At 58.6% G+C, this 24,003-nt stretch carries 16 protein-coding genes, 1 tRNA gene and 1 other RNA gene; 9 read left to right on the forward strand and 9 right to left on the reverse strand.

The features are described 5' to 3' along the window. Window positions 1–85 precede the first annotated feature (85 nt). From metH to AC781_RS12975, 6 genes are all read right to left on the reverse strand, one after another. The gene (gene metH, locus AC781_RS12950) at window positions 86–3,838 is read right to left on the reverse strand and encodes a methionine synthase (RefSeq protein WP_067777878.1); all 3,753 of its coding nucleotides are present in this window, start codon (window positions 3,836–3,838) and stop codon (window positions 86–88) included. A 67-nt stretch (window positions 3,839–3,905) separates the two neighbouring features. Next, window positions 3,906–4,232 carry a hypothetical protein gene (locus AC781_RS12955; protein ID WP_071133434.1) on the reverse strand — a complete coding sequence of 109 codons (327 nt, stop codon included), beginning with the start codon at window positions 4,230–4,232 and terminating at the stop codon, window positions 3,906–3,908. 34 nt (window positions 4,233–4,266) lie between these two features. Then, on the reverse strand, window positions 4,267–5,121 hold the full coding sequence (locus AC781_RS12960) for an AAA family ATPase (RefSeq protein ID WP_067777880.1): 855 nt from the start codon (window positions 5,119–5,121) through the stop codon (window positions 4,267–4,269). A 136-nt stretch (window positions 5,122–5,257) separates the two neighbouring features. Continuing rightward, window positions 5,258–6,151, reverse strand: coding sequence for a phosphatidylserine decarboxylase (locus tag AC781_RS12965; protein WP_067777881.1), 894 nt, complete (start codon window positions 6,149–6,151; stop codon window positions 5,258–5,260). A 10-nt stretch (window positions 6,152–6,161) separates the two neighbouring features. Beyond that, a complete protein-coding gene (menD, locus tag AC781_RS12970) occupies window positions 6,162–7,745 on the reverse strand; it encodes a 2-succinyl-5-enolpyruvyl-6-hydroxy-3-cyclohexene-1-carboxylic-acid synthase (RefSeq protein WP_067777882.1) in 1,584 nt (527 codons plus the stop codon). 137 nt (window positions 7,746–7,882) lie between these two features. Beyond that, a complete protein-coding gene (locus AC781_RS12975) occupies window positions 7,883–8,530 on the reverse strand; it encodes a helix-turn-helix transcriptional regulator (protein WP_067777883.1) in 648 nt (215 codons plus the stop codon). A 281-nt stretch (window positions 8,531–8,811) separates the two neighbouring features. Between AC781_RS12975 and AC781_RS12980 the strand changes: the two genes are divergently transcribed. After that, on the forward strand, window positions 8,812–13,248 hold the full coding sequence (locus AC781_RS12980; protein WP_067777884.1) for a M16 family metallopeptidase: 4,437 nt from the start codon (window positions 8,812–8,814) through the stop codon (window positions 13,246–13,248). A gap of 162 nt (window positions 13,249–13,410) precedes the next feature. On the opposite strand, the gene AC781_RS12985 is transcribed toward AC781_RS12980, so the two are convergent. Then, window positions 13,411–14,397: a glycoside hydrolase family 18 protein gene (locus tag AC781_RS12985; RefSeq protein ID WP_172801806.1), complete on the reverse strand. Its 987-nt coding sequence runs from the start codon at window positions 14,395–14,397 to the stop codon at window positions 13,411–13,413. A 296-nt stretch (window positions 14,398–14,693) separates the two neighbouring features. Between AC781_RS12985 and AC781_RS12990 the strand changes: the two genes are divergently transcribed. The 6 genes from AC781_RS12990 (at window position 14,694) to AC781_RS13015 (ending at window position 18,263) form a co-directional block, all read left to right on the forward strand. Then, a tRNA-Arg gene (locus AC781_RS12990) sits at window positions 14,694–14,770 on the forward strand. A 77-nt stretch (window positions 14,771–14,847) separates the two neighbouring features. Further along, window positions 14,848–15,211: a transfer-messenger RNA gene (ssrA, locus tag AC781_RS12995) on the forward strand. 365 nt (window positions 15,212–15,576) lie between these two features. Further along, entirely contained in the window at window positions 15,577–16,116 is a 540-nt protein-coding gene (locus tag AC781_RS13000) for a hypothetical protein (RefSeq protein WP_067777886.1), read from the forward strand. Window positions 16,117–16,118: 2 nt separating this feature from the next. Then, window positions 16,119–17,342 (forward strand): class I SAM-dependent RNA methyltransferase, encoded by a 1,224-nt coding sequence (locus tag AC781_RS13005; RefSeq protein ID WP_067777887.1) that lies wholly within the window; start codon window positions 16,119–16,121, stop codon window positions 17,340–17,342. Between the two features lie 5 nt (window positions 17,343–17,347). Then, entirely contained in the window at window positions 17,348–17,824 is a 477-nt protein-coding gene (locus AC781_RS13010) for a GNAT family N-acetyltransferase (protein WP_067777888.1), read from the forward strand. 19 nt (window positions 17,825–17,843) lie between these two features. Then, window positions 17,844–18,263, forward strand: coding sequence for a metal-dependent transcriptional regulator (locus AC781_RS13015; RefSeq protein ID WP_071133436.1), 420 nt, complete (start codon window positions 17,844–17,846; stop codon window positions 18,261–18,263). A 21-nt stretch (window positions 18,264–18,284) separates the two neighbouring features. Here AC781_RS13015 and AC781_RS13020 read toward each other — a convergent pair whose 3' ends face one another. Continuing rightward, window positions 18,285–20,138 (reverse strand): SulP family inorganic anion transporter, encoded by a 1,854-nt coding sequence (locus tag AC781_RS13020; RefSeq protein ID WP_067777890.1) that lies wholly within the window; start codon window positions 20,136–20,138, stop codon window positions 18,285–18,287. Between the two features lie 221 nt (window positions 20,139–20,359). Between AC781_RS13020 and gpmA the strand changes: the two genes are divergently transcribed. Next, window positions 20,360–21,094: a 2,3-diphosphoglycerate-dependent phosphoglycerate mutase gene (gpmA, locus tag AC781_RS13025; RefSeq protein WP_067777891.1), complete on the forward strand. Its 735-nt coding sequence runs from the start codon at window positions 20,360–20,362 to the stop codon at window positions 21,092–21,094. Here gpmA and AC781_RS13030 read toward each other — a convergent pair. Further along, complete coding sequence (locus tag AC781_RS13030; protein WP_067777892.1) at window positions 21,091–22,722, reverse strand: hypothetical protein; 1,632 nt, start codon at window positions 22,720–22,722, stop codon at window positions 21,091–21,093. The genes gpmA and AC781_RS13030 overlap by 4 nt on opposite strands. Before the next feature lie 215 nt (window positions 22,723–22,937). Here AC781_RS13030 and AC781_RS13035 point away from each other — a divergent pair, with 215 nt between their 5' ends. Then, a complete protein-coding gene (locus AC781_RS13035) occupies window positions 22,938–23,981 on the forward strand; it encodes a radical SAM protein (RefSeq protein ID WP_067777893.1) in 1,044 nt (347 codons plus the stop codon). The last annotated feature ends 22 nt before the right edge of the window (window positions 23,982–24,003 follow it).

Here is a 24,003-nt window from a genome sequence, read left to right on the forward strand (position 1 = left end):
GATGGGACAGAAGGGATGAAATAGACCTGCGCGAAAGGGTTAGACCTTCGCTTGCATGTATGATAGCCGCCTTTTTCAGCTGCCGTCAAGCTTTTTGTGCGTTGCCGGGAGGTTGCTGCAAGCGTGCTTCGTAGTCGGTTTTCTGGTCTTCTCCGATGGGGCCTACGCTGAAGTAGGTGCCCTGCGGGTGGGCGAAGACGAGGGCGCAGACGGCGGAGACGGGTTGCATCATGAAGGTGTCGGTGAGTTGCATGCCTGCGTGTTCGGTGGCTCGGAGGAGGTCGAAGATGATGCCTTTTTCGCGGTGGTCGGGCTGGCTGGGGTATCCGGCGGCAGGGCGGACGGTTTCGCTGGCGGAGATGCCCCATACTTCCCCCATGCGGCGGTGGGTGGCTTCGGCGAAGGCTTCGACGAGCATGTCCGCCAGAGAGGCGACGAGGATGGCGCGGTAGGGGTCGTTTTTCTTTTCCCATTCGTCCGCCCATTCCTTGACGCCGTGGATGGAGATGGCGAAGGCTCCGATATGGTCGCGGTGCGGGGCGGGGGCGACGTAGTCCGCGAGGGCGAGGCGAGGTTTGTCGAGTTTGGCCTGCTGGCGCATGGTGTGGAGGACGGCGCCGTTTTCGAGGCGGATGTCGTCGCCTTCGGAGTTGGCCGGGAAGATGCCCATGACTCCCCGGGCCTGGTAGCGGGATTCTTTGATGGCCTGGGCGAGGAGGGTTTTCGCATCCTGATAGAGGGATTGCGCGGCGGCGAGTTTGGCGGGGTCTGCGTTGTCGCGGAAGGTTTTTTTCTTTTCGCTCCAGACGCCGCCGAGTTCCCATGCGTGGAAGAGCATGGACCAGTCTGCAAGGTCGACGAGTTCGTGGAGGTCGATGCCGAAGAGGCGGTTTTCCTGCGGGGAGCAGCAGGAGCAGCGGGAGGTGTCCGAAGAGAGGGTGAAGGTGCCGGTGAGTTTGGGCTGGAGGATGGAGGCGTGTTCCCAGTCTGTTTGGAGGGCGCGGGCGCGGGCTTCGGCGAGGGTGTAGAGTTCGGCGGGGTTTTTGGCGAAGTATTTGTCGCGGATGTGTTCCTGCCGGGTGAAGTGGTCGGAGATGTAGGTTTCCTTTTGCGAGCCGACGAGGGCTGCGGCTGCGGGGACGATCTGGGAGGCGTCGAAGGTGTGGACGACGGGGCCTTCGTAGTTGGGCGCGATTTTGAGGGCGGTGTGGAGGGGGGAGGTGGTGGCTCCGCCGACCATGAGGGGGATGCGGAAGCCCTGCCGCTGCATTTCGGCGGCGACGTGGGCCATTTCGTCGAGGGAGGGGGTGATGAGGCCGGAGAGGGCGACGATGTCCGCGTTTTCTTCGCGGGCGGCGGCGAGGATGTCGTCGCAACTGACCATGACGCCGAGGTCGCGGATGCGGAAGCCGTTGCAGGCGAGGACGACGCCGACGATGTTTTTGCCGATGTCGTGGACGTCTCCCTTGACGGTGGCGATGATGATGTGGCCGGCTTCGGCGGCGTCGGAGGTGGCTTTGGCGGCTTCGAGTTCGGGGGTGAGGACGGCGACGGCCTGTTTCATGACGCGGGCGCTTTTGACGACCTGTGGGAGGAACATTTTGCCGTCTCCGAAGAGTTGGCCTACGGTTTTCATGCCGTCCATGAGGGGGCCTTCGATGACGGCGAGGGGGGAGCCGTATTGTTCGCGGGCTTCGCGGGTGTCTGCCTCGATGTAGTCGGTGATGCCTTTGACGAGGGCGTGGGAGAGGCGTTCGGCAACGGTGCCGCCGCGCCATTCAAGGGCGGGTTTTTTCGCGGCTTCGGGGTCGGCGTTTTTTTCGGCGGCGAGTTTTTCGGCGCAGGCGGTGAGGCGTTCGGTGGCGTCGGGTCTGCGGTTGAGGAGGACGTCTTCGATGAGTTCGAGGCGGTCGGCGGGGATTTCATCGTAAACTTCGAGCATGCCGGCGTTGACGATGCAGACGTCGAGCCCGGCCTTGCCTGCATGGTAGAGGAAGGCGGCGTGCATGGCTTCGCGGATGGGGTTGTTGCCCCGGTAGGCGAAGGAGACGTTGGAGATGCCGCCGGAGATGTGGGAGAGGGGGTGGCGTTCGTGGATGACGGCGGCGGCTTTGAAGAAGTCCAGCGCGTAGTCGGCATGTTCGGCGATGCCAGTGCCGACGGTGAGGACGTTGGGGTCGAAGATGATGTCTTCGGGCGGGAAGCCGACGCGGTTGACTAGGATGTCGTAGGCGCGGTCGGCGATGCGGATGCGGTCGGTGTCGTTGGCTGCCTGTCCTTTTTCATCGAAACCCATGACGACGACGGCGGCTCCGTAACGGCGGATGAGGCGTGCACGGCGGATGAATTCTTCTTCACCTTCCTTGAGGGAGATGGAGTTGACGATGCCTTTGCCCTGGAGGCAGCGGAGCCCGGCTTCGAGGACTTCCCATTTGGAGGAGTCGACCATGAAGGGGACGCGTGCTATGTCCGGTTCGACGCTGACGAGGTTGAGGAAGCGGGTCATGGCTTTCGGGGCGTCGATGAGGCCGTCGTCGAAGCAGAAGTCGAGGACGACGGCTCCGTTTTCGACCTGCTGGCGGGCGATGGCGACGGCTTCTTCGTATTTGCCTTCGCGGATGAGGCGGGCGAATTTGGGGGAGCCGGCGACGTTGCAGCGTTCGCCGATGAACATGGTGTTCATGGCATGGCTGTGGTTGTAGGCTTCGTAGCCGGAGAGGCGCATGGCGGGCATTGCCGCAGGAGGTGCGGGGCGGCGCGGGGCGATGCCCCGGACGGCTTCGGCGATGGCTCCGATGTGTTCGGGGGTGGTGCCGCAGCAGCCGCCGACGATGTTGAGGAGGCCGTTCTGCGCGTAGGAGCGCATGTGGGCGGCCATGTCTTCGGGAGTCTGGTCGTAGCCTGTGGGGCTGAGTGGATTGGGCAGTCCGGCGTTGGAGTAGATGGAGAGGTGGCAGTCGGCGAGCCGGGAGAGTTCTTCGGCGAAGGGGCGCATGAGGTCCGGCCCGAGGGCGCAGTTGATGCCGACGCTGTACGGGGCGGCATGCCGGATGGAGTTCCAGAAGGCTTCGATGGTTTGCCCGGAGAGGGTGCGGCCCGCGCGGTCCGTGATGGTGACGGAGATCATGACGGGGATGCGGCGTTCGGGCTGTTCGTCGAAGATTTCTTCGATGGCGAAGAGGGCGGCTTTGGCGTTGAGGGTGTCGAAGATGGTTTCGACGAGGAGGGTGTCTACGCTGCCGTCGAGGAGGGCGAGGATCTGGTCGCGGTAGGCGATGCGGAGCTGTTCGAAGGTGACGGCGCGGAAGCCGGGGTCGTTGACGTCCGGTGAGAGGGAGCAGGTGACGGGCATGGGGCCGATGGAGCCCGCGACGAGGCGGGGGCGGTCGTCGATGGCTTCGGCGGCGTCGCATGCTTCACGGGCGATGCGGCAGGCGGCGAGGTTGATTTCGCGGACGAGGGTGCGGAGCGGTTCGTTGGTGACTACTTCCTGAAAGTAGGCCTGGTCGTGTTTTTCGCGGCCGGAGGTGTGGAAGAAGTCGTGCTGGCCGATGGTGGTGGCGCTGAAGGTGCAGGTTTCGATGATGTCGGCCTGCCCGGTGGAGAGGAAGCGGTCGTGGACGTCGCGGATGATTTCGGGCCGGGTGAGGGTGAGGACGTCGTTGTTGTTTTTGAGGTCTTTGGGGTAGGCGCTTGTGTCGGCAAAGCGTTCGCCTCGGTAGTCTTTTTCCTGCAGTCCGAAGCGCTGGATGTTGGTGCCCATGGCACCGTCGAGGATGAGGATGCGCCGGGCGGGTTCGTCGCGGAGGAAGGTTTGCCGTGCAAGCGGTGTCGTCATGCGGCGGATTGTAGCGGGAAGGGCTTGTGGAATCAAGGCATGAATGCGTCCGCAGGTGGGCGTTCGCTCAGACGGGGGCCGGTGTGTTTTTGTGGAGGATGCAGGCGCCGATGAGGAAGGTGATGCCGATGTAGCTGCTTACATGAAAATCTTCTGAGGGGAAGTCTTCAAGTGTGCGCGGGATGAGGTTCAGCAGGCCGCTGTGTATACCCAGCAGGAGTATTCCCGTGCTCCAGATGTATTTCCATGGGGTTTGCCGGCCGAGCCATGCACTGCCTTGTGCCAGTGCGTATGCGAGGAGGACGAGGGCAGTGTAGTAGTATTCGCCAACGATGAGTGCAGGCAGGTAGGCCATCAGATACCAGCATAGGGGGAGGAGAGAGCGTTTGGTCATGATGTTGTGTTTCCTAGGGGGCGGGGCGTGGAGGTTAGAATTCCGGGGCGTGTTTGAGGAAGAATTCGTGGAAGAGTCGGACGTTTTTGAGTTCCGTCCATTTTTTTGCCGCGAAGGGCGGGTCGTCCATGTCGTATACTTTGGCTCCTTTGATGGACAGGAGGAAGGGGGAGTGCGTGGAGATGATGAATTGGCAGTTGTAGAATCTGCAGGAGTCTTCGAGGAATTGGGCCAGTTTTTGCTGGTTTTCCGCCGAGAGGCTGTTTTCGGGTTCATCCAGCAGGTAGAGGGCATCCTGCGTGATCATGCCGGTGAAGTAGCGGAGGGCGTTTTCTCCGTTCGATTGTGTGCGGATGTTGTCGTGGTTGTTGCGGCGGATGTATTGGGATTTGCTGATTTTTTTGCAGAGGTTGATGTCTTTCAGCTGTTCGTAGTCTTCCATGGAGTTGAGCCGGAAGCGTGTGGTTCTGTTGTCTTCGTATCGTCGGAAGAGTTTTTCCCGGGCGGAGTCGATTTCGCTGTTGGTTTGCCGGATTCTGAGGATGTGGTCGAAGACGTCGTCGCTGGTGATGATGCGGCTGCCGCCGGGTGGGGGCGTTTTGGTTTCGGCCTGGCAATGTTGCAGATAGGGTTCCAGAAAGTCGGTTTTGTTGAATGGCGATTCGCGCCGGAGGCGGAGTTTTTCGGCGATGATGTTCAGGATGGTTGTTTTGCCGCAGCCGTTGCCGCCGTAGAGGATGGTGAAGGGGGAGAAGCTGATGTGTTCGATGGTTTTTCTGCTGATGGTTTGGAAGGGGTAGCAGGTGTCGTAGCAGGTGAGTTGGAGGCCATGAAGGTAGGTTTCTTCCTGTTCCTGAGTCGGGAATGAGAATGAGGAGAGGTAGAGCATGCCGGGGTGTCGAATGTTCGGGTAAGGGGGCTGTAAGCAACGCGCGGGCGAGGTCACGACGGAGTCAGGGCCATGAGGAGCATGCTGGAAGGTTGATTCTGATCATGAAGGAGTTGTTGGCAAATTAGCCGCAGGCTCAGACGATGATTTCCCCCATGCAGTCGCCCTGGCGGGCGTAGAGTTCGGTGCAGCGGGAGGTTTGTTCGAGGAGGTCGGGGGCGAGGCGGATGCGGCCCGGCTCGAAGAAGGTGATGATGGTGGAGCCTCCGAAGGCGAAGTAGCCTTGTTCATCGCCTTTGGCGACGGGCTGGCCCGGGGTGTATGTCTGGTGGATGGCTCCGACTCCGGTGGCTCCGACGGCGAGGATGGCGACGGTGCCGCAGTCCGGGGTGTCGAGGAGGGTGAGTTCGCGTTTGTTGGTCCAGAGCCATGCGAGTTTTTTGCGGAGGCAGTAGGGGGAGACGCTGGCAAGAGGACCGGGGATGAGGAGGGCTGGGGAGGGGGTGCCGGAGGCGGCGAAGTGGTAGCGGTGGTAGTCCGTGGGGCAGAGGCGGGAGAGGACGATGCTGCCCCGTGCGTAGCGTTCGCCGAGTTCGGCGCTGCCGAGGAGGGCGGGGAGGTCGAATTGCTGGCCTTTGACGAAGACGCTTTCCATGGCCGAGGCATCCTGCCAGCCGCTGTGGCGGGCGTCTGCCGGGAAGGCGACGGTGGTTCCCGTGCAGACGGGGCGTGCGCCGGGTTTGAGGCGGCGGTAGAAGAATTGGTTGAAGGTGGCGTAGTTTTCGGCGGGGAGGAGGGCTTCGTCCATGTCGATGCCGTATTCCCGGATGAAGTCGGCGATGGCCTTTTTGCTGGAGGGGGCATCCATGCGGCGGCCGAGGATGCGGGAGAAGAAGGCGCGTTTGACGAGGGTGTGGAGGGCGAGTTTGCCGAGGGGGTTGCCGTAGATGAAGCGGAGGTAGCCTTCGCCGAGTACTTGTTCGGTGGCGATGGTTTTCCGGTAGCGGTCGTAGTATTGGATGCCCTTCATGGGTGTGGGGTCAGCGCGAGGCGGTGAGTTGCTGGTGGAAGGAGGCCGTTTGTTCGGCGTCGGGCAGGATTTCGGCGAGGACGAGGGTGTCTTCGGGGAGGTCGTCGAGCTGGTCGAAGTCGTCCGCTGTGCGGATGGTGATGTGGCGTGCGCCCCAGAGTTCGGCGAGGGCGTGGAGGGAGATGTCGTGCGGCTGGACGAGGAGGCGTTCCATTTCCGCGGTGAGTTCGCTGCCGTGCGGGAGCTGTCGGAAGATGCCGCCGCCCTGGTTGTTCATGATGGCGACGAGGCGCTGCCCCTGCGGGAGCTGCGGGAGCATGGCGGGTGCGTTGGCATCGTAGAGGGCGGAGAGGTCGCCCATGAAGCACCACGATTGTTCGCTACCGACGGTGTTGCCGAGGTAGGTGGCGGCGAGTCCGTCGATGCCGTTGGCTCCACGGTTGGCACGGACGTAGGTGGTGGGGACGTGCCATTGGGCATAGGCGTTCCAGAGGCGGACGGGGGAGGAGTTGCCGAGAAAGACGGTGTCGCCGAGGCAGGCGCGGAGGGAGAGTGTGCGGGTGAGCGCCGCTTCGCTTTCCGGGTAGGTGAGGAGGAGTTCTTCGATGAGGGCTTCGCGTTTGCGGGAGTGTTTGCGGAGGTTGTTGACGTCTCCTACATGGGGGAGGTCGCCCAGGGCGGGCATGATGTTTTCCATGTGCCCGGTGATGGTGCAGGATTCGCGGGCGAGGCCGGAGAAGCCGGTGCGGGTGATGGAGTATACTTTGCACTGGGGCAGGTCTTCGAGGTCTCTCCAGAAGCGGCCGACGGGTACGTCGCCGACGCGGAGGACGTAGGGGGGCGGGTTTTGGCGGAGGATGGAGTCGCCGTCGTGCAGGGCGTAGTCTTCGAGTTCTTCGCGGAGGCCGGATGTGGCATCGGCGATGACGGGTACCCGGAGGGTTTGTGCAAGCCAGAGGACGGGTTCCTGTTCATCGGGGTCGAGTCCGCCGATGAGGAGGACGAGGCCGTTGTATGCATGGAAGCGGATCATGCGGCAGAGGTCGGCGGTGTTGCCCCGGAAGGGTGGAGGTTCGGGCGGGTCGGCCGGGGTGCAGTCGAAGCCGGGAGGCGCGGCTTTGAGGTCCGGCTCGGGGAGGCGGACGTTGAGGTGGACGGGGAAGCCTTTGGCGAGCATGGCGGCGATGTCGGGCATGTCCGGAAGGCTGAGGGGGGCCGCCAGTTCGATGGTGGGGGCGTAGGTGCCGTAGAGGTTGGTTTGTTCGATGCTTTGCGGGGCTCCGGTGCCGCAGTAGGCGGCGGGTCGGTCTGCGGTGACGATGAGGAGCGGTCTGCGCTGGTAGTAGGCTTCGATGACGGCGGGGAGGAGTTCCGCCGCAGCTGTGCCCGAGGTGGTGGTGACGGCGACGGGGCACCCGGAGGCCTGGATGCGGCCGAGGGCGAAGAAGGCAGCGGAACGTTCATCGAAGTGCGTCCACGTTTTGAGTTCGGTGCATTGGGAGAGGGTTTGCAGGATGGCGGCGTTGCGCGCGCCGGGGCAGCAGACCCATTCGCGGATGCCTGCAAGGCAGCAAGTAGTGATGAGTGGACGCATGGTTTCGACAGTTACAGGTCGATGGTAGCAGGATGCCCGGAGCGGGGCAAGGATAATTCCTGTTGCGGCGATTCACCCGTTTCGAGTAGCCGGCCGGGCGGGAGTCGCTTCGGCCGGCTGTATGCGGAGAGGGGGAATCAGGGGTGTTTTTCCTTGTTTTTGCGTTTGGATTGAATGTATTTGACCAATGAGATGATTTCGGAACGGCGGTAGAAGCAGCGGTTTCTGAGGCCACGTTGCGTCATGATGCGTACGACGGTGACTTGAAGGCGTCCGCTGTGAGTGTAGCGGTAGAGCGCGCTGCGGGCCAGTCCGAGGAGGGCGATGGCTTCTTCGGTGTTGAGCAGTTTGCGCGGCTGGGTTTTGACGATGGGTGCGCTGTTTCGGGCAATGTCTTCGACATGTTTGCGGTTCCAGTATATTTCCGGCGGCCCGTCCGGGCGGCGTACGCGGTGGAATTTGACTTTGCTTGCGCCCAGTTTCCGCCGGACGGCGGGTGCGCTGCAGTGCAGGAGCCGCATGGCTTCTCTGGTGGTGATACCCCATGAAGGTGCTTTGGCATACGCCTTGCCGGTTCGTTTGTCGATGCCCGGAGAGATGTTGAGTATCGATTCCGGGTAAATGACTCCCGGCAGGTTGATGAGTTTGATTCCTCCTTTGCCGATGAGTGTTCTCGGGATGTGGTGCGGGTGTGGCATGATTTTTGTGTCGTGGTTCGGGGTTGAGGCTCCCTGCGTAAAATACAGGAAGCCGTTTTCGTGGTCTTGTTTGATCGGTAGTATCAAACAATGAGTGTTTTATGATGTGCATGAGGTGGATTCGATGCAACAAGAAAAATAGAGTTTTTTGTAATGAATTGATGGAGAGAGTTCTGTATGGAAAAATATGCCTGATATTTTCATGTTAATCATTAATCTAACATAACGGTTAGGTTGTATGTTATTCAATTTTCTAACATGTTATATATTGTTTTCAGTCCTGTTCATGTCCTCTTTGTCTCTTGACATACATGGGTGGGTGTGGCAGATAGAGAAGCAATATGAATAATCAACATATTTCCGCAAGGATGACTCTTGCCCTGTTGTGCCTGAGTCTAGCCCATTATGCCCAGGCCGGGCAGGTTCAGCAGGCTCCTCTTTCACCCGCCAAGGCGGCGGCGTCTGTGCCCGTCCGCGATACGTTGCAGCAGGATCCTTCTCTTGTGGTCGGCAAGCTGGATAACGGTTTGACCTATTACATCCGCCCGACGGCGGAACCCAAGGGTCGTGCCAGTGTGCGGTTGTATGTGAAGACCGGCTCGCTGAATGAAGACGAGTCGAACAAGGGGATTTCCCATTTTATCGAACATCTTGAGTTCAACGGCAGCCGTAATTTCAAGCGTGGAGAGCTGATTCCCAATATGCAGCGCCTCGGTCTCGGCTTCGGCGGAGATGCGAATGCCTATACGGGGTTCCTACAGACGGTTTACATGCTGGATCTTCCGAAGCTTGATGAGGAGACGGTCGATTTTGCCATGAAGGTGATGCGTGATTTCGCGGACGGTGCGACGCTTGAAGCGGATGCCATCGACAAGGAGCGCGGTATTATCATGAGCGAACTGAAGGTGCGGGATTCGACTTCCTACCGCGTGCTCAAGCAGCAGATGGATTTCCTGTTGAACGGTTCCAAGGTGGCTCAGTATATGCCGATCGGGGAAGAGGAGTTCATCATGAACGGCCAGCGCGATAAGTTCCTCGATTATTACGGCAAGCATTATATCCCCGGGCGCATGAGTGTGGTGATTTCCGGCGATATTACCCCGGAGCAGGGCAAGCAGTGGGTCGAGAAGTATTTCGGCTCCATGGAAGCGAAGGAAGACAATTTCAAGCAGGAGCTTGGCGCATTGAAGGATATGGGGCTTGCCGCCCGCGTGTTCAAGGATCCTGAGGGTTCGAATGCCAGCGTGTCCATCCAGATGATATCGCCGTTTGCGGAAAAACCCGATACGGTTGAACAGCGGCTGGAGGATATGCCTCTCGAAATGGCGTTTTCGATGCTGAACAGACGTCTTGAGCGCATGCTTGAGAAAGCGGAATGCCCTTACATCAAAGCCGGTGCAGGGAAGGGCGATATGCTGCGTGTGGCGGATATGGTTTCCATCAGTTCGGCGACGAACCCCGACAAGTGGAAGCCGACGCTTGAAGCGATCGAGCAGGAGATGCGCCGCGCATGCGAATACGGTTTCCAGCCTGAAGAGTTGGAGGAGGCCAAGGCATCGATGCTGAACGGTCTCAATGATGCGGTTCGTTCATGGCCCACCGTGACGTCGTCCCGGATTGCCAAGGGCATCGTGTCCACTCTGGATGACAATACCGTTTTTACGGCTCCGGAAGAAGATTTGCGCGTAGTGAACAAGGGTTTTGCCACATTGACTCCCGAGCTGTGCCATGCCGCTCTCAAGAAGGCATGGGATGCGGACAAGGCCCGTATCGTCGTATCCGGCAAGCTGGGCGATGATGCGACGGATGAAGCAGTGATGAAGGCGTACAAGGATTCTCAGCAGGTTCCCGTTCAGGCATACAAGTCGGAAGGTTCCAAGGCATTTGCCTACGATGATTGCGGAACGCCCGGCAAGGTGGCGGCCCGCCAGGAGATTGCCGATCTGGGCATTACCCAGCTGACGTTGAGCAATGGCGTGAAGGTGAACCTGAAGCCCACGGATTTCTCGAAGAACAGCATTTCCGTGAAGGCCCAGATCGACGGCGGCGTGAAGTCGATGCCGAAGGATAGGGCCGGCCTGTGGGTTCTGGCTCCGGTCATCATGGGTGGCGGCGGTCTGGAGAAACATTCCTCCAACGACTTGCAGCGCCTGCTGGCAGGCCGCACGGTCGGCGTAGGGTTCGATCTGGACGACAAGCATTTCTCTCTGGGCGGTTCGACCAAGATGAACGACCTTGAGCTGCAATTGAAGCTGCTTGTGGCTAATATTCTTCACCCCGGATACCGTCCCGAAGCCGAGGTGCAGTTCCGCCGCATGATCGACCTGCTGTATGCCCAGCTGGCGCATGATCCGGATGGCGTGTTCCAGCAGAAGGTGCCTGCCTATCTGTACCGGAACGATGTGCGTCTCTCCTTCCCGGAAAAGGAACAGTTGAGCGCTCGCACGAGCGACCAGGTGCGCGAGTGGCTGACGCCCTATCTGCAGAATGCCCCGATGGAAGTGACGCTGACAGGCGATTTCAAGGTGGACGATGTGATTCCCCTTCTGGAAAAGACGATCGGCGCGATGCCGCAGCGCAAGACGGAGTTCGCCAAATATTCCGGTGCCGATGTGACGCTGGATATGGCTCCATGGGGCGAAACGAAGACGTTCGAATACCCGTCGTCGATCGACCGTACGATCGTGGCGCAGGTTCGCCCCTGCGGCGACGGCATGGACAAGAAGCGCAACCGCCGCTTGAATGTGCTGAAATCCGTGTTGCGTGAACGTTTGTTCGACGGTATCCGCGCCAAGCTCGGCGAGGCCTATTCGCCGTCCGTCGATCTCGATCTGAATCCGACCTACAAGGATGCCGCCCGCATGATCATCAACTGCCCCGGCGTGAAGCGCAACCATGACAAGGTACGTGCCGCGATCAATATCATCTCGACGGAACTCGGCCGCGGACAGATCACGGAAAAAGAATTCGAATGCGCCATCCGCCCGATCATCACGGCTGCCGAAAAGGCCTTGCGGACGAACGGCTACTGGATGGGAGTCGCGGCGGATTCCCAGTCGGAACCCGAGAATATCGAACTTGCCCGCAATCTGATTAATGACCTTAAGTCCATTACTCTGGATGAACTGAATGTTCTGGCCAAGGAAGTGTTCGGCAACGACAAGGCGACCGGCATCAGCATCATGCCCGATATGGGCGGCACGAAGGAGGTCGCCCCGAAGGCGGGGGAGTCCGGTAAGCCGCAGGCAGCGGACGCAGATACTGCCGCGCCTGCCGCAATGGTTCCCGTAGCCTATTGCAGCATGTCGAAGGCGGATGCCGACTATGTGGTTGCCATCTCCGGGAAAACGGCTCAGGATCCCGCATGGAAGCATGTGGCCGATACGCTGGTCACGAAGCATGGCGGCACTCTCGTCGTGCTGGACGGCGATGTGACATCCGGCTCCGATAAGCTGAAGAAGATGGCTCCCCGCTATCTTGCCATCGTCGGCAAGCCGGAAGAGCTTTCTCGTCCTGTCGTGACCCACTATCACAGGCTGACCCGCGAATTCGATGCCGATCCCTTCGGCGACTGCATCTGGGGCATGGTGACGGGCTATACCGCTGCCGATGCCCAGCGCATTGCCGATGCGAAGGAGCCTCTCATCATCAAGCGCGGTGGCGGTACGACGAATATCGATGCCTCCCGCTTTGAAAAGAGCATGTGCATCACGGACTGGAAGCCGTTCCACGTTCTGGAGCAGGAAGGGTACAAGGAACCGACCGATATCCAGTACGGCGAAAAAGGCCGGCTGGGCGTGCAATCCGACAAGGTGCTTGTCGATACTCCCGAAGGCAGGAAGCTGGTCAAGGAAGGAATGGTTCACAAATTTGTGGAATTTATGGAGAAGGACAAGCCTCAATTGCTGGTGACATCCTCCCATGCGACCCAGTACAATCTGGAAATGCCGTTTGAAGTCGGCTTGATCGTTTCTTCCGATAACAAATTCCATATCCTGAAAAGACAGGATCGCAGTGCTTACGCGAGCCTGCTTTCCGGCGTTCTCTTTGGAGCGGACGAGACGAAGCTGAAGCAATTCCTCGACACCAAGCACTTCGAAACGATCAAACCGGATCAGGAACCGAAGGTTTGGCTTGCCGCCGGAAACTGCCTCTTCGGCGATGTGAAGAATACGAAGAATTCCATGGCTGTGACGGCTCTGAGCGGCTACGGCTGCAATCAGGCGACGGGCTATACCGTCCCGTCGTGGTACGGCAAAAGCGGCTGGGGTACTTTGGGGCTGTTTTTCAACAACCACGATGCCAGCAATCTGGCCGAAGCTTGGTATTTGAACAACCAGTTCATCCTCGACCGTACGATACGCGAATTCCCGAAGCTGATGAATGTGCAGTTCAACGGTGTCGATATCAACACTTCCCTGCGTCAGGATCAGGAATTCATCAAGGGTATTGTCCAAGCAGGCTATGGCATGGGGCAGGATCCATTGGGACTGGTGCATGACCGCGATGTCATGGCGTTCTACGGTGATCCGAAATGGGTCGCTCGCTTGGATGAATCGCATGCCAAATCTCCATGGCATGTGACATGGCAGAAGAACGGGCTCACCGTGACGGCCAACCGCGACCAGAAGGGTGAATTTGCCGTGTGGCTGCCCGCTCGTACCGACTACAAGAGTGCGACGGTGACGGTCAACGGCCAGGAAAAACCCATCGGAGAAATCGGCGTTTTGACGAACGATTTCATCCTGCTTCGTGAGCTTGATCTCAAGAAGGGTGAGAAAGCCGAAATCAGGATGAAAAAGTAGGGATTATCTGCCACGATATCTTTCAACCGCTTCCTCGATGGGGAAGCGGTTTTTTCGTGCCGCATGGAAACGGAATGGAAAATGGCAGCCGTGGCAGCTCTCCCTGAAATAAAAGAAGGCAGCCGGAGGGTTGCCTTGTATGGTGTGTGCTGTGTGTTTGCGTCACCGCTTGCAGGCTTCGTCGAGTACGCGGAGAATGGATTGAGGTGAGGAATAGGGAGCATCCATCGTCAACTCCCAGGTGAACACGCCGCCGTAGCCGTTCTTCTTGGCGAAATCGACTTTCGAACGGATCAGGGGTTGGCCGCTATAATAGTAGGTGGCTCCGTTCTCCGGATTGACCCATGTGTTTTCATTCGGTTTGGCTCCCTTGGAGATCATGAAATTGTAGCCGAGGGCGGTAGGTTTGGCATTCCTGTTTTTCTGCATGTCCACCATGCCGTAGACGGGCAGGCCGATCATCAGTTTACGGCGGGGAACCCCCGCTTTTTCAAAACGGTCGAGCACCTGCTTGGTCTCATTGACCGACATGGCATTGCGCGTGCTGTAATAGAACTGGATATTGATGTGATCCAAATAGGGCTGTACAGCAGCGGATTTGGCAATGTAATGGGGGCCTGTACCTACGGAATTGGCAATGGCGAGCTTGGCCTTCCTGCAAGCGGCGGAAAGAGACTTCAGGACATCGGCATAAACATTGGCCGGAATATCGTCATTGCCTTCCCAGTCGATATCAACGCCAGTGAAACCGTATTTTTTGCAGAGATTCACTGTTTCCTTCGCGAGGGTGTCGGTAGCCTGTTTGTTTTTGGAGACGGCTCTCAGGTCGCCGAGGCCCAGCCAGATTTGGCTTTTCGGCGATTTGGCCTTTTTCAATTTCGCCAGGGCTTCTTCAAACTTCCGATCGACGGTCAATTTACCCTTGGCATCCGGAACGAGAGGAGAGAAAAAAATGAGAACTTCGATATTCTGGATTTGCTCGGCATTGGGGCCACCCTGTTTTTCAAAGCGGTTCCAGACATAGTAATCGCTTCTCAGGAAAGAAGAATGATCTTTTTGTGGAGAAGCCGGTTCCTGTTTCGCCGGAAGGGGTGTCGTCAACGCACAAAACAGGGATGTTGCAAGAGTCAGGCGAAAGATATTGTTCATATGATGGATATGGAAAGAGTCAGAAACGGAATGGCCGGGGTGTATGGATACCATTGCCTGCACAGTGGGATATAATGAAAAAGATCCGGCAAGTCGAGAGAAAACTTCATGGAGGATTGGCCGTTGCTGGAAGGGTGTGCGGCTTGTTGGTTCAAAGCATGCCCTGTTGCGGATACCGAATGGAAAGAATGGGAGGAAACATGAAGAATTGAAAGAAAATTGAAAAATATGGTTGACATTATCGAGAAAACCGATATACTCCCCTCACCGCGAAAGCGGTCGCCGAATCGGTGAAAGCGCCCGTAGCTCAATTGGATAGAGCGTCTGACTACGGATCAGAAGGTTTGGGGTTCGAATCCCTACGGGCGTGCCATCTCCGACAGTGCGTGAGAAAAAAATCTGACCCGCTTTGAACAAAAGTGGGTTCTTTTGTCTCTAAACTATACAAGTGGGGGCGCCTTGGTTTCGACTGGATGCTTGAGGTGCTGGCTGCATGTGATGGTTGATCGGCTGGCCATCTAAAAAGCCGTTCAAAACAATAAATGCAAACTATTCTGAAGAAGAATACGCATTGGCTGCTTAATTAGCCGGCCACGTCAGACACCCGACGCCTACTAGGGTGAAAGACGCCAACTTAGTAGGCTGGTGCGATGCGGGGAGACCGCGCTGACCACGAGACAACCACAGGTCCCTAGCGAGTTGCAAAGCTGTCGTATGGCGAAGCAAACGCAAATGCAGCTACATACGTCTGAACATGGAGATGCCGGCAGTGACGGCGTTCAGGACAGGGGTTCGACTCCCCTCGCCTCCACCACTCAATTTCAATCGCAAGTGCTTCACAGTAAGCGCTTGCGATTTTTGTTTGCCCAAAAGTGTATCATTTTTTGTATCAGTTGTCTTTCAAAGTTGCGTCGCATTCTGATGGATTTGAATGACGCCAATACCCCCTTCCGACAGGGCAAACAGCCTCTAAACACTCTCCATCCGGGCACAAAAGCGCCCTTTCCCGCCTGCAACAGGAAAGGACCGGATACACCCCGGAACACATCGCCGGTCCGAAGGCGGAAGCCCGACGAACCGGTTGTACTCCGCATTCACCTTGCGCTGCCGGGAGTCCTTGTTCGTTCGGCGGAGTTTGGGCTTGATTCCGGCAGGGCGCTTTGCTAGCATGCTGGTGTTATGCGTTTTTCCGTGCCGCTTGCCGCTTTGTTGTCGGCAGTGATGTTTTCTTCCTGTTCGACGGTGCAACCGTCGGCGGATGTTCCGGTTGCCGAGGAGTCGGTGTCGGGTTTCGTGCGTACGCGCTATTGCGCGAAAGCAGGAGAGGATGTACGCAAGGAGGCTGAGAAGGCGAAGGCGGATGCTGCCGTTGCCGATGGAGGCGCATCCGACGGTTCTGAGGCTTTGGCAGGGGGTGCCCCTGATTCGATGGTGCCCGCACCGGAGTTGAGTCCGGCTGCCGTGGCTCCTGCTGAAAGTTCTGCAGCGCCGCCTGCGTCGATGGTGATGCAGAACGACGGGACGGCTTCTTCTTCTTCGATGAGAGCTCCCCGCGATGCGTCGCTTGAGGCGCTGTTGTCCGAGCCGAAGGCCAGTGCTCCCGTGCTGCAGGCTCCACCGCCTCCGGCTGCGGAGTTGAGGGGGCTGCGTTCGCCCCAGTTGCCGACGGGGCTGCCGATGTCTCTCGACGGTAAGATTCTTCAACAACAAGGCGAGTAAAGATGGTTCAGGTTCCCAAGAATTTTGTGTCCGATCCGTTTCCGTATCATCATGTGCTGGAACTGGAGATTGATAATTTGTCCAATATGGGGTACGGGGTCGGCCGTGTGGATGGCTGGGTGGTGTTCGTGCCGTATGCTTTGCCGGGCGAGCTGGTGAAGGCGCGAGTGTACCGCAATGAGAAGAATTGTTCGATGGCGGATCTGGTGGAGGTGCTGAGGCCTTCCGCAGAGCGTGTGGCGCCGCAGTGCCCGATTTTCGGTTTTTGCGGCGGTTGCCAGTACCAGCATGTGGCGTACGGGGCGCAGCTTGAGTGGAAGACGGGGCAGGTGGCGGAGCTGCTGCGCCTGCAGGCCGGGCTTGAGGTTCCGGTGTCGCCGGCGGTGCCTTCGCCGCAGGTGTATCATTACCGTTCCAAGATTACGCCTCATTTCCATAAGCCGAAGGGCGAGAAGGTGGGCAATATCGGTTTTTTGAAGGTGGGTTCCCGCACGGAGGTGGTGGATGTGAAGCAGTGCTGTATTGCGATGGAGGAGATCAATGTGGCTCTTCCGATGGTGCGGCAGATGGTGCATCAGGCCGCCGCGCAGTATAAGCGTGGCGCGACGTTGCTGATGCGCGTGTCCGAGGGTTCCGTGGTGACGAATAATAATGCGGTGGCGACGGAGCATGTGGGCGATTTGACGTTCAATTTCCTCGCGGGGGATTTTTTCCAGAATAATCCGTATATTCTGCCTTTGTTTACGGATTATGTGGCGGAGCAGGCCTGTGCCGGCGGTGCCCGGTTCCTGGTGGACGCCTATTGCGGTTCCGGTTTGTTTGCCCTTTCTCTGGCAAGGCGTTTTGAGCGGGTGCTGGGCGTGGAGGTGAGCGAGAGTTCTGCCGATTGGGCGCGTAGCAATGCCCGGATGAACGGGATTGAGCATGCGGAGTTCATGGCGGCGAGCGCAGAGGCGATTTTCGCTTCGGTGGATTTTCCGGCGCAGGAGACGGCAGTGGTGATCGATCCGCCGCGCAAGGGGTGCGATTTGGCATTTCTGAATCAGTTGTTCGCTTTCGGGCCGCAGCGTGTGGTGTATGTGTCGTGCAATCCCTCGACGCAGATTCGAGATTTGGCCGAGTTCGATAAGGCCGGTTACCGTGTGGAGAGGGTGCAGCCGTTCGATTTGTTTCCGCAGACGAAGCATCTCGAGTGCGTGGTGACTCTGGTGCGCGGGCAGGACTGATGCCGATGGATGTTTGCTGCGAGATTCGGTCGGTGGAGGAGGGGAAGCTGCGGTTTCTGCCGTTGCTGTTGCTGGCGGATCCCTGCGAGCGGATGGTGTCGCGGTATCTGGATGCCGGAGAGGTGTTCGTGATGGAGTGCGGAGGCGAGGCGGTCTGCGTGGCCGTGGTGGTGCGTGGTGAGGACGGGGAGTGCGAGCTGAAGAATCTGGCGGTGGCAGAGCCTTGGCAAGGGCGGGGTTGCGGGTCGCGGATGGTGCGGTTTTTGCTGGATCGGTTTGCTCCTGTGGCGAAGGCGATGCTGGTGGGTACGGCGGATTCCGGAGTGCCGTTTTACGAGAGGTTCGGGTTTGAGTATGCGTTCCGCGTGCCCGGCTTTTTTACGGAGAATTATCCGGAGCCGGTTGTGGAGGAGGATGGCCGCCTCTGCGTGGATATGCTGTATTGCCGGAAGGTGTTCGGCAGTGGGGTCCCGGTTGTTTGAAACGTTTTTTTATTTTTTTATGTCCCAGCCAGTACTTTCCAAGAGCAGTGAAGATTATCTCGAGGCGATCGGCCATTTGGTGCGGTTGCATGGGACGGCGCAGATCAGCGATATTGCGGCGTTTTTGAAGGTGAAGAAGCCGTCGGTGACGTCGGCGGTGCGTTTGCTGGCGGAGCTGAAGCTGGTGGAGTATACGCAGTATGCCCCAGTGCGGTTGACGGCGAAGGGGAAGAAGATGGCCGATCGTATTATTCACGCGCATGAGACGCTGCAGAAGTTTTTGCACGATGTGGCGGGGCTTTCTCTGGAGCGGTCGGATGCTGCCGCGTGTCTGATCGAGCATGTGCTGACGCCCGAGGAGATCGAGCGGATCGGCCGCGTGACTCGATGTCTGGAGGCGCATCCCTGTATGAAGGGCGAGCTGCAGGGGGAAGAGTGAGGAGAGTCGGAGGTCGCGAGGTCAGGCCGGTTTCGGTACGTTGGGGTTGAAGTAGATGCTGATGTCGGCCTGTTTTGTGCCGATGAGCTGCTGGGCGCGGATGAGGGCGTGCCGAGTGGAGAGGTTGGGGTTGTTCGGGGTGTAGAGGTAGATGTTGCGTTCTCCGCGTTTGCAGCCTTCCTGCAGGGTTTCCAGAACTCCTGATTTTTTGAGGACGCGGTAGACGGATTTGCTGGCTCCGGAGATGATGATGTGGCGGTGGTGTTCGCGGGTGAAGCGGATGAGGTCTTCCAGCGCCCAGACGGAGGTGGCATCGAGGTTGCGGGCGTTTTTGAGGCGGAGGATGATGACGGCGAGGGTGGGGTCGTCCGCGATGCGCTGGACCTGGTTGCGGAATAGTTCGGCGGCTCCGAAGAAGAGGTCTCCTTCGACATGGACGATGGAGATTTGCGGGACCCGGTCGGCTTTGCTGCGGATTTCGGTGAGGGCGCCCTGTTCATCCATGGTGTATTCGACGAGTTCGGGTTTGGAGGCTTTGCGCAGGAAGAGGGAGACGGAGAGTGCGACGCCGATGAAGATGGCGGTGTGCAGGGGCATGATGAGGGCGGAGAGGCAGGTGACGATGAGGACGGCACCGTCTCCCGGAGTGGAACGGAAGCAGATGCGAAGCGCTCTTTTGTCGAAGAGGGTGAAGGCATTGGCGAGGACGAGGGCTGCGAGGACGCTGCGCGGTATGCTGGAGATGAGTGGCGCATTCGCCAGGATGAGGATGATGCCGAGGCAGAGGATGCCGCAGTACATGCCCGAGAAGCGGGAGGAGGCTCCGGAGTTGTAGTTGAGCATGGAGCGCGTGAGGGAGGCGGAGCAGGGGAGGGAGGTGGTGAAGGAGGAGGCGATGTTCGCCATTCCGACGGCGAATGTGTCCTGATTGAGGTTGAGGCGTTCTCCGGTTTTCGCGGAGATGGTTTTGCTCATGACGGTTTGTTCGAGCGTGGAGAGGAAGGCGATGCCGAGGATGATAGGGAAGAGGAGGTAGAGCTGGTCGAAGATGGCGTCGGTGAAGATGACCGGGGGCTGGCAGGTGAGGTCGCTCATGTTGAAGTCTCGCAGCCGGGAGACGTCGGAGAAGAGGCGCCCGCACCATTCCATGTCCAGCAGGCTGTTCAGGGTGCTCATGACGATGAGGATGATGGCGAGTGCCGGGAGGGCTCGGCATTTTTTCTTCATGAGGAAGAAGAGGGCGAGAGTGGCGGCTCCCAGTGAGAGAGGTTTCCATGATGCCGAATCGAGGTGCGAGAAGATGCCGTCGCACATGGTGAAGAAGGTGCGGCCTCCCGGTGCGTCGATGCCCATGATGTCGCGCATTTGCGAGGCGATGATGAGGGTGGCGGCTCCGGTGATGTAGCCGACGAGGACGCTGCGGCTGACGTATTGCAGGAGTTCGGTGGCTTTCATGAAGGCTCCGGTGACGCAGAGCAATCCGGCAAAGAAGACGATGATGGGGACGAGGATGGTTTTCTGCTCCGGAGGGATGTCGGGGTGTGCCAGAAAGAAGCTGGCGAGCATGAAGGCGGTGGCGTTCGAGGGTCCGCTGACGGTGAGGCGGCATTTGGTGAAGAGCGGGGCAATGAAGGTGCCGACGGTGGCTGCCATGAGGCCGAAGACGGGGGCGAGGCCCGCCATGGCGGCGAAGGCCATGCCCTGGGGCAGGCCGACGAGGGCGACGTCGAAGGCGGCGCGCATGTCTTTTCCGGCGCGATGGAGGTTGTAGCGCGGGATGGTGTGCCGCGCCGGAAGAGGGTCTATTTTTCCCTGCCGGAAGAAGTGGCGGATGTTTTTGGCGATGAGCGGCAGGAATCTGGATATCTTTCTCATGTCTGTCGATATGCCGAAACGTTCGGGAGGGGGCCCGGAGTGTGGTGTGATGGGAAATGGGGCATGGTGAGAGTTTGCTCCATGATGTTCGATACTATCATGGTTTGACGCGCTGCCACAAGAGAAATCGGCTGTTGAAGAGGGGCTTTGTGCGTGCAGTCAATAATTGTTAGCGGAGTGTGCGAACGAAGCATGCCTGCAGGCGTGTCTCTACCTGCAGGATGAAACGAATGATTTTATTAAGGCACGGGCAGAGCGCGTGGAACCGCGAGAATCGTTTTACGGGCTGGACGGATGTTCCCTTGACGGCTCAGGGGCGGCAGGAAGCGGTGACGGCGGGTGAGCTGCTGATGGAAGGCGGTTTCAAGTTTCGCCGCGCATTTACGTCCTATTTGAGGCGCGCGATCGATACGCTGAATTTCGTGTTGGAGGAGACGGGGCGGGAGTGGATTCCCGTCGATAAGTCATGGCGTTTGAATGAGAAGCACTACGGGATTCTGCAAGGATGGAATAAGGCGGAGACGGTGAAGAAGTACGGCGAGGAGCAGGTGCATATCTGGCGGCGCAGTTATGATGTGGCTCCGCCTGCTCTTTCGGCGGATGATCCCCGGAATCCGCGTTTTGAAAGCAAGTACGACGGGATTCCGACGGAGGAGCTGCCGCTGACGGAGTCGCTGGCCGATACTTTGCGAAGGCTGCTGCCTTATTGGGAGGGTGTTATTTTACCCGCGCTGGTGGAAGAGGGGGAGGTGATTGTGGCGGCGCACGGCAATAGTCTGCGTGGTATTGTGAAGAATATCAAGGGGATGTCCAATGATGAGATTCTCGATTTCAATATTCCGACGGGTGTTCCGTATGTGTTCGAGTTCGACGATTCCATGCATTATCTCCGGGATTATTTTCTCGGAGATCAGGAGGAGCTGAAGCGAAAGATGGTTGCTACGGCGAAGGTTTAGTTCTCCGGAGTGGTGGTTTGCCGTTCGTTTTTTCGGTAAGGCGTTTCATACGCTTTGTCGAGAATGGCGCGTTTCGTTTCGTATTTGTCGCATGGTTTGGTGGGGCACCAGCGCAGGAGTTCTTGTTCGGATTGCCCGGCTCCGGTGTAGAAGATGTATGGAACGACGGAAGGTTTTGCAGGCGGCAGGCTTTGTGTAATGGCTGAGCCGGGGTGATGCAGGTGCCCCTGCAAGGGGTCCTTGATGTTGGTTTGCCGATGTGAGCAGGTGAAGGTTGGGAGGTGGTGGAGGCAGGTGAAGCCGTAGGAGATGGCGATTTTGGCGAAGAGGGCGAGGAGTAAAACGGTTTCGATGAGGGTGCGCTTTTGCTGCCGCAGCTGTGGCATGGTGCGAGTCCATGCGAGGCTGAGGATGAGGAAGGCAGGAAGGATGGCCTTGAAGAGGAGTTCGTTGAATTGGTCTCCTATATAAAAGAGCGGGAGGATGGCAAAGACGGCGAGTGCTATTTTCAAGGGAGTCCAGAATCGTAGATGCCGAAGGGGGATGTAAAACAGGAATACGATGACGAATGCCGTGAGCAGGAGTATGGAGAGGGCCTCGCTCCATGATACCGCCATGAAGAGTGTGATGCCGGTGTCGAGGTTGCTTTCCGCCCGGGTGTAGTACAGGGCGGCGATGAAGAGAAGAGCGCATGATATCCAGAATGGCGAGGAGCGCAGCAGGAATAGGGTTTGCCGTTTGAGGTCGGATCTGTTGGGAAAGACGGCGTAACACAGGAATGGGAAAAGGCCTATTGCGCCCAAGGGCGATAGGAGGGTAAGCAGGGCTCCGGAGAATGTGTAGTGCCATGCGGCGCGTTTGGGGACGAGAATGAGGGCTGTGGCGAGCAGGGTGGCGGGTGCGTGGTTGATTGTGGAAAGCAGCTGGGTAGCCGGGCCGATGAATCTCGGCATGAGGCTGGTGGGATAGATGTAGGAGACGATGGGCGTGAGTGGGCCCAGGATCATGTTATGAAAGGTGCTGTCCAGAGCAAAGAGGAAGAAGACGAAGAGGAGGCTGATGCGGTTCAGGATGCAGTAGGCGACGAGTATCGTCAGGATGACGGCGGCCGTGTTCCACAAGTAAAGAAAGAGGCCGGGCAGGTCGTGGAGCGGAGAGGTGGAATAGCCGCATAGCGCGGCTATTTTGCTGAGAAGGGCGGGTGGCAGCCATGAGGCGATGTAGTAGGTCAGTTCGCGCCCGTCGGGTAGGATGACCGGCCATGCATAATCGACGAGGTTGCCGTAGAAGGCGTTCCTCTGCCAGAAGTCTCCGTGCTGTGTGAAATTCCCCGTATAGCCTGCAAGGAGTTGTTGTGCGCAGGCGATCAGAATGGCCGCGGCGAGTTTCAGGCAATCGTTGCGGGTGAGTGGAAGGGTGTCTTTCGACCGTTTGTTGAAGAGGATGATCAGGGTGTAGATGATGCCGATCGTCAGAGGCAGGGATATCCACATTTCACACCAGCCAATCAGGAAAAGGATGTTGGGCAGGGCCAGGTAGGCGAGAGCCAGCCAGATGACGATGTCCTTGCGGAGTGCGCCGCAGATGCACCGGCCGGGTTCCGGCTGCAATAAGGGTGTGGTTGCCATGTTTGCGCGAGGGGCGGTGGGGGAGAGTGCGGGTGATATGCTATCGAATCGGTAGCATATCGTCAAGAGGATTGCCTTGGCGTTTGTCGGCGCGGATGCCGCATGCGGGTATCCATGGTGCGTGTTTGATGTTGTCTTTTTTGAGTAATTCCAAAATGCCGCCGTTTGAGCTTGCGGTGGATGCGGTTTGCAAGTAATATCCGATGTCACACGCCATGAGACCTTCGTTTGAGAATATCGATTTGAATGAACGCCCGTTTCTTGTTTTTTGGGAGGTGACGCGGGCGTGTGCTCTGGCCTGCAAGCATTGCCGTGCGACGGCCCAGCCGCATGCCGATCCTCAGGAGCTTTCCACGGAGGAGGCGTTGAAGCTGATTGATGCGATTGCCGTTTTGCGGCCTCCGATGCTGGTGCTGACCGGGGGAGATCCGATGATGCGGCGCGATATTTTCGATTTGATTCGCCATGCCGCCGGCAAGGGGTTGCGCGTTGCGCTGAGTCCTGCCGCGACGGCTCGCCTGATTCATACGGACTTCATGAAGCTGAAGGAGGCTGGCGTGCAGAGCATGTCGTTGAGCCTCGACGGTGCGACGCAGGAGACGCACGATGCCTTCCGCGGGGTGCCGGATACGTATGTCCGCACCTTGCAGGCCGCCCGGATGGCGCAGGAGGCGGGGATGCATTTGCAGATCAATACGACGATTACCCGCAGTACGCTCGGGGAGGTGGATGCGTTCCTTGAGCTGATGAAGGAGCTGAAGCCTTCGATGTGGAGCGTGTTTTTGCTGGTGCCGACGGGGCGCGCCTCGCTCGACGAGCTGCCTTCCGCCGAGGAGGTGGAGGCGGTGTGGCACAGGCTTGAGGAGCTGAGCGTGGATGTGGAGTTCGGCGTGAAGACGACGGAGGGGCATCATTATCGCCGCGTGGCTTTGCAGGAAGCGAAGCGCAAGGGGGCGAAGCCCGCCCGCCATGCCGTGCCGACGCGCGACGGGAAGGGGATCGTGTTCATTTCCCATACGGGCGAGATTCAGCCTTCCGGATTCCTCCCGATGACGGCAGGCAATGTGCGGCAGGACGAGTTGGCCGAGGTTTACCGTTCGCATCCTCTGTTCGTGAAGTTGCGTGACGACGATGCGCTGGAAGGCAAGTGCGGCCGTTGCGAGTACCGTCGCATTTGCGGAGGTTCCCGCGCCCGCGCCTACGGGATGACGGGCAATGCGTTCGCCTCTGATCCTCTGTGCTCTTACCAGCCGCGCTGAGTTTTCTTTTTTCTTATTGCTT

It is taken from the genome of Neoakkermansia glycaniphila (genome assembly GCF_001683795.1).
GTDB lineage: Bacteria > Verrucomicrobiota > Verrucomicrobiia > Verrucomicrobiales > Akkermansiaceae > Akkermansia > Akkermansia glycaniphila.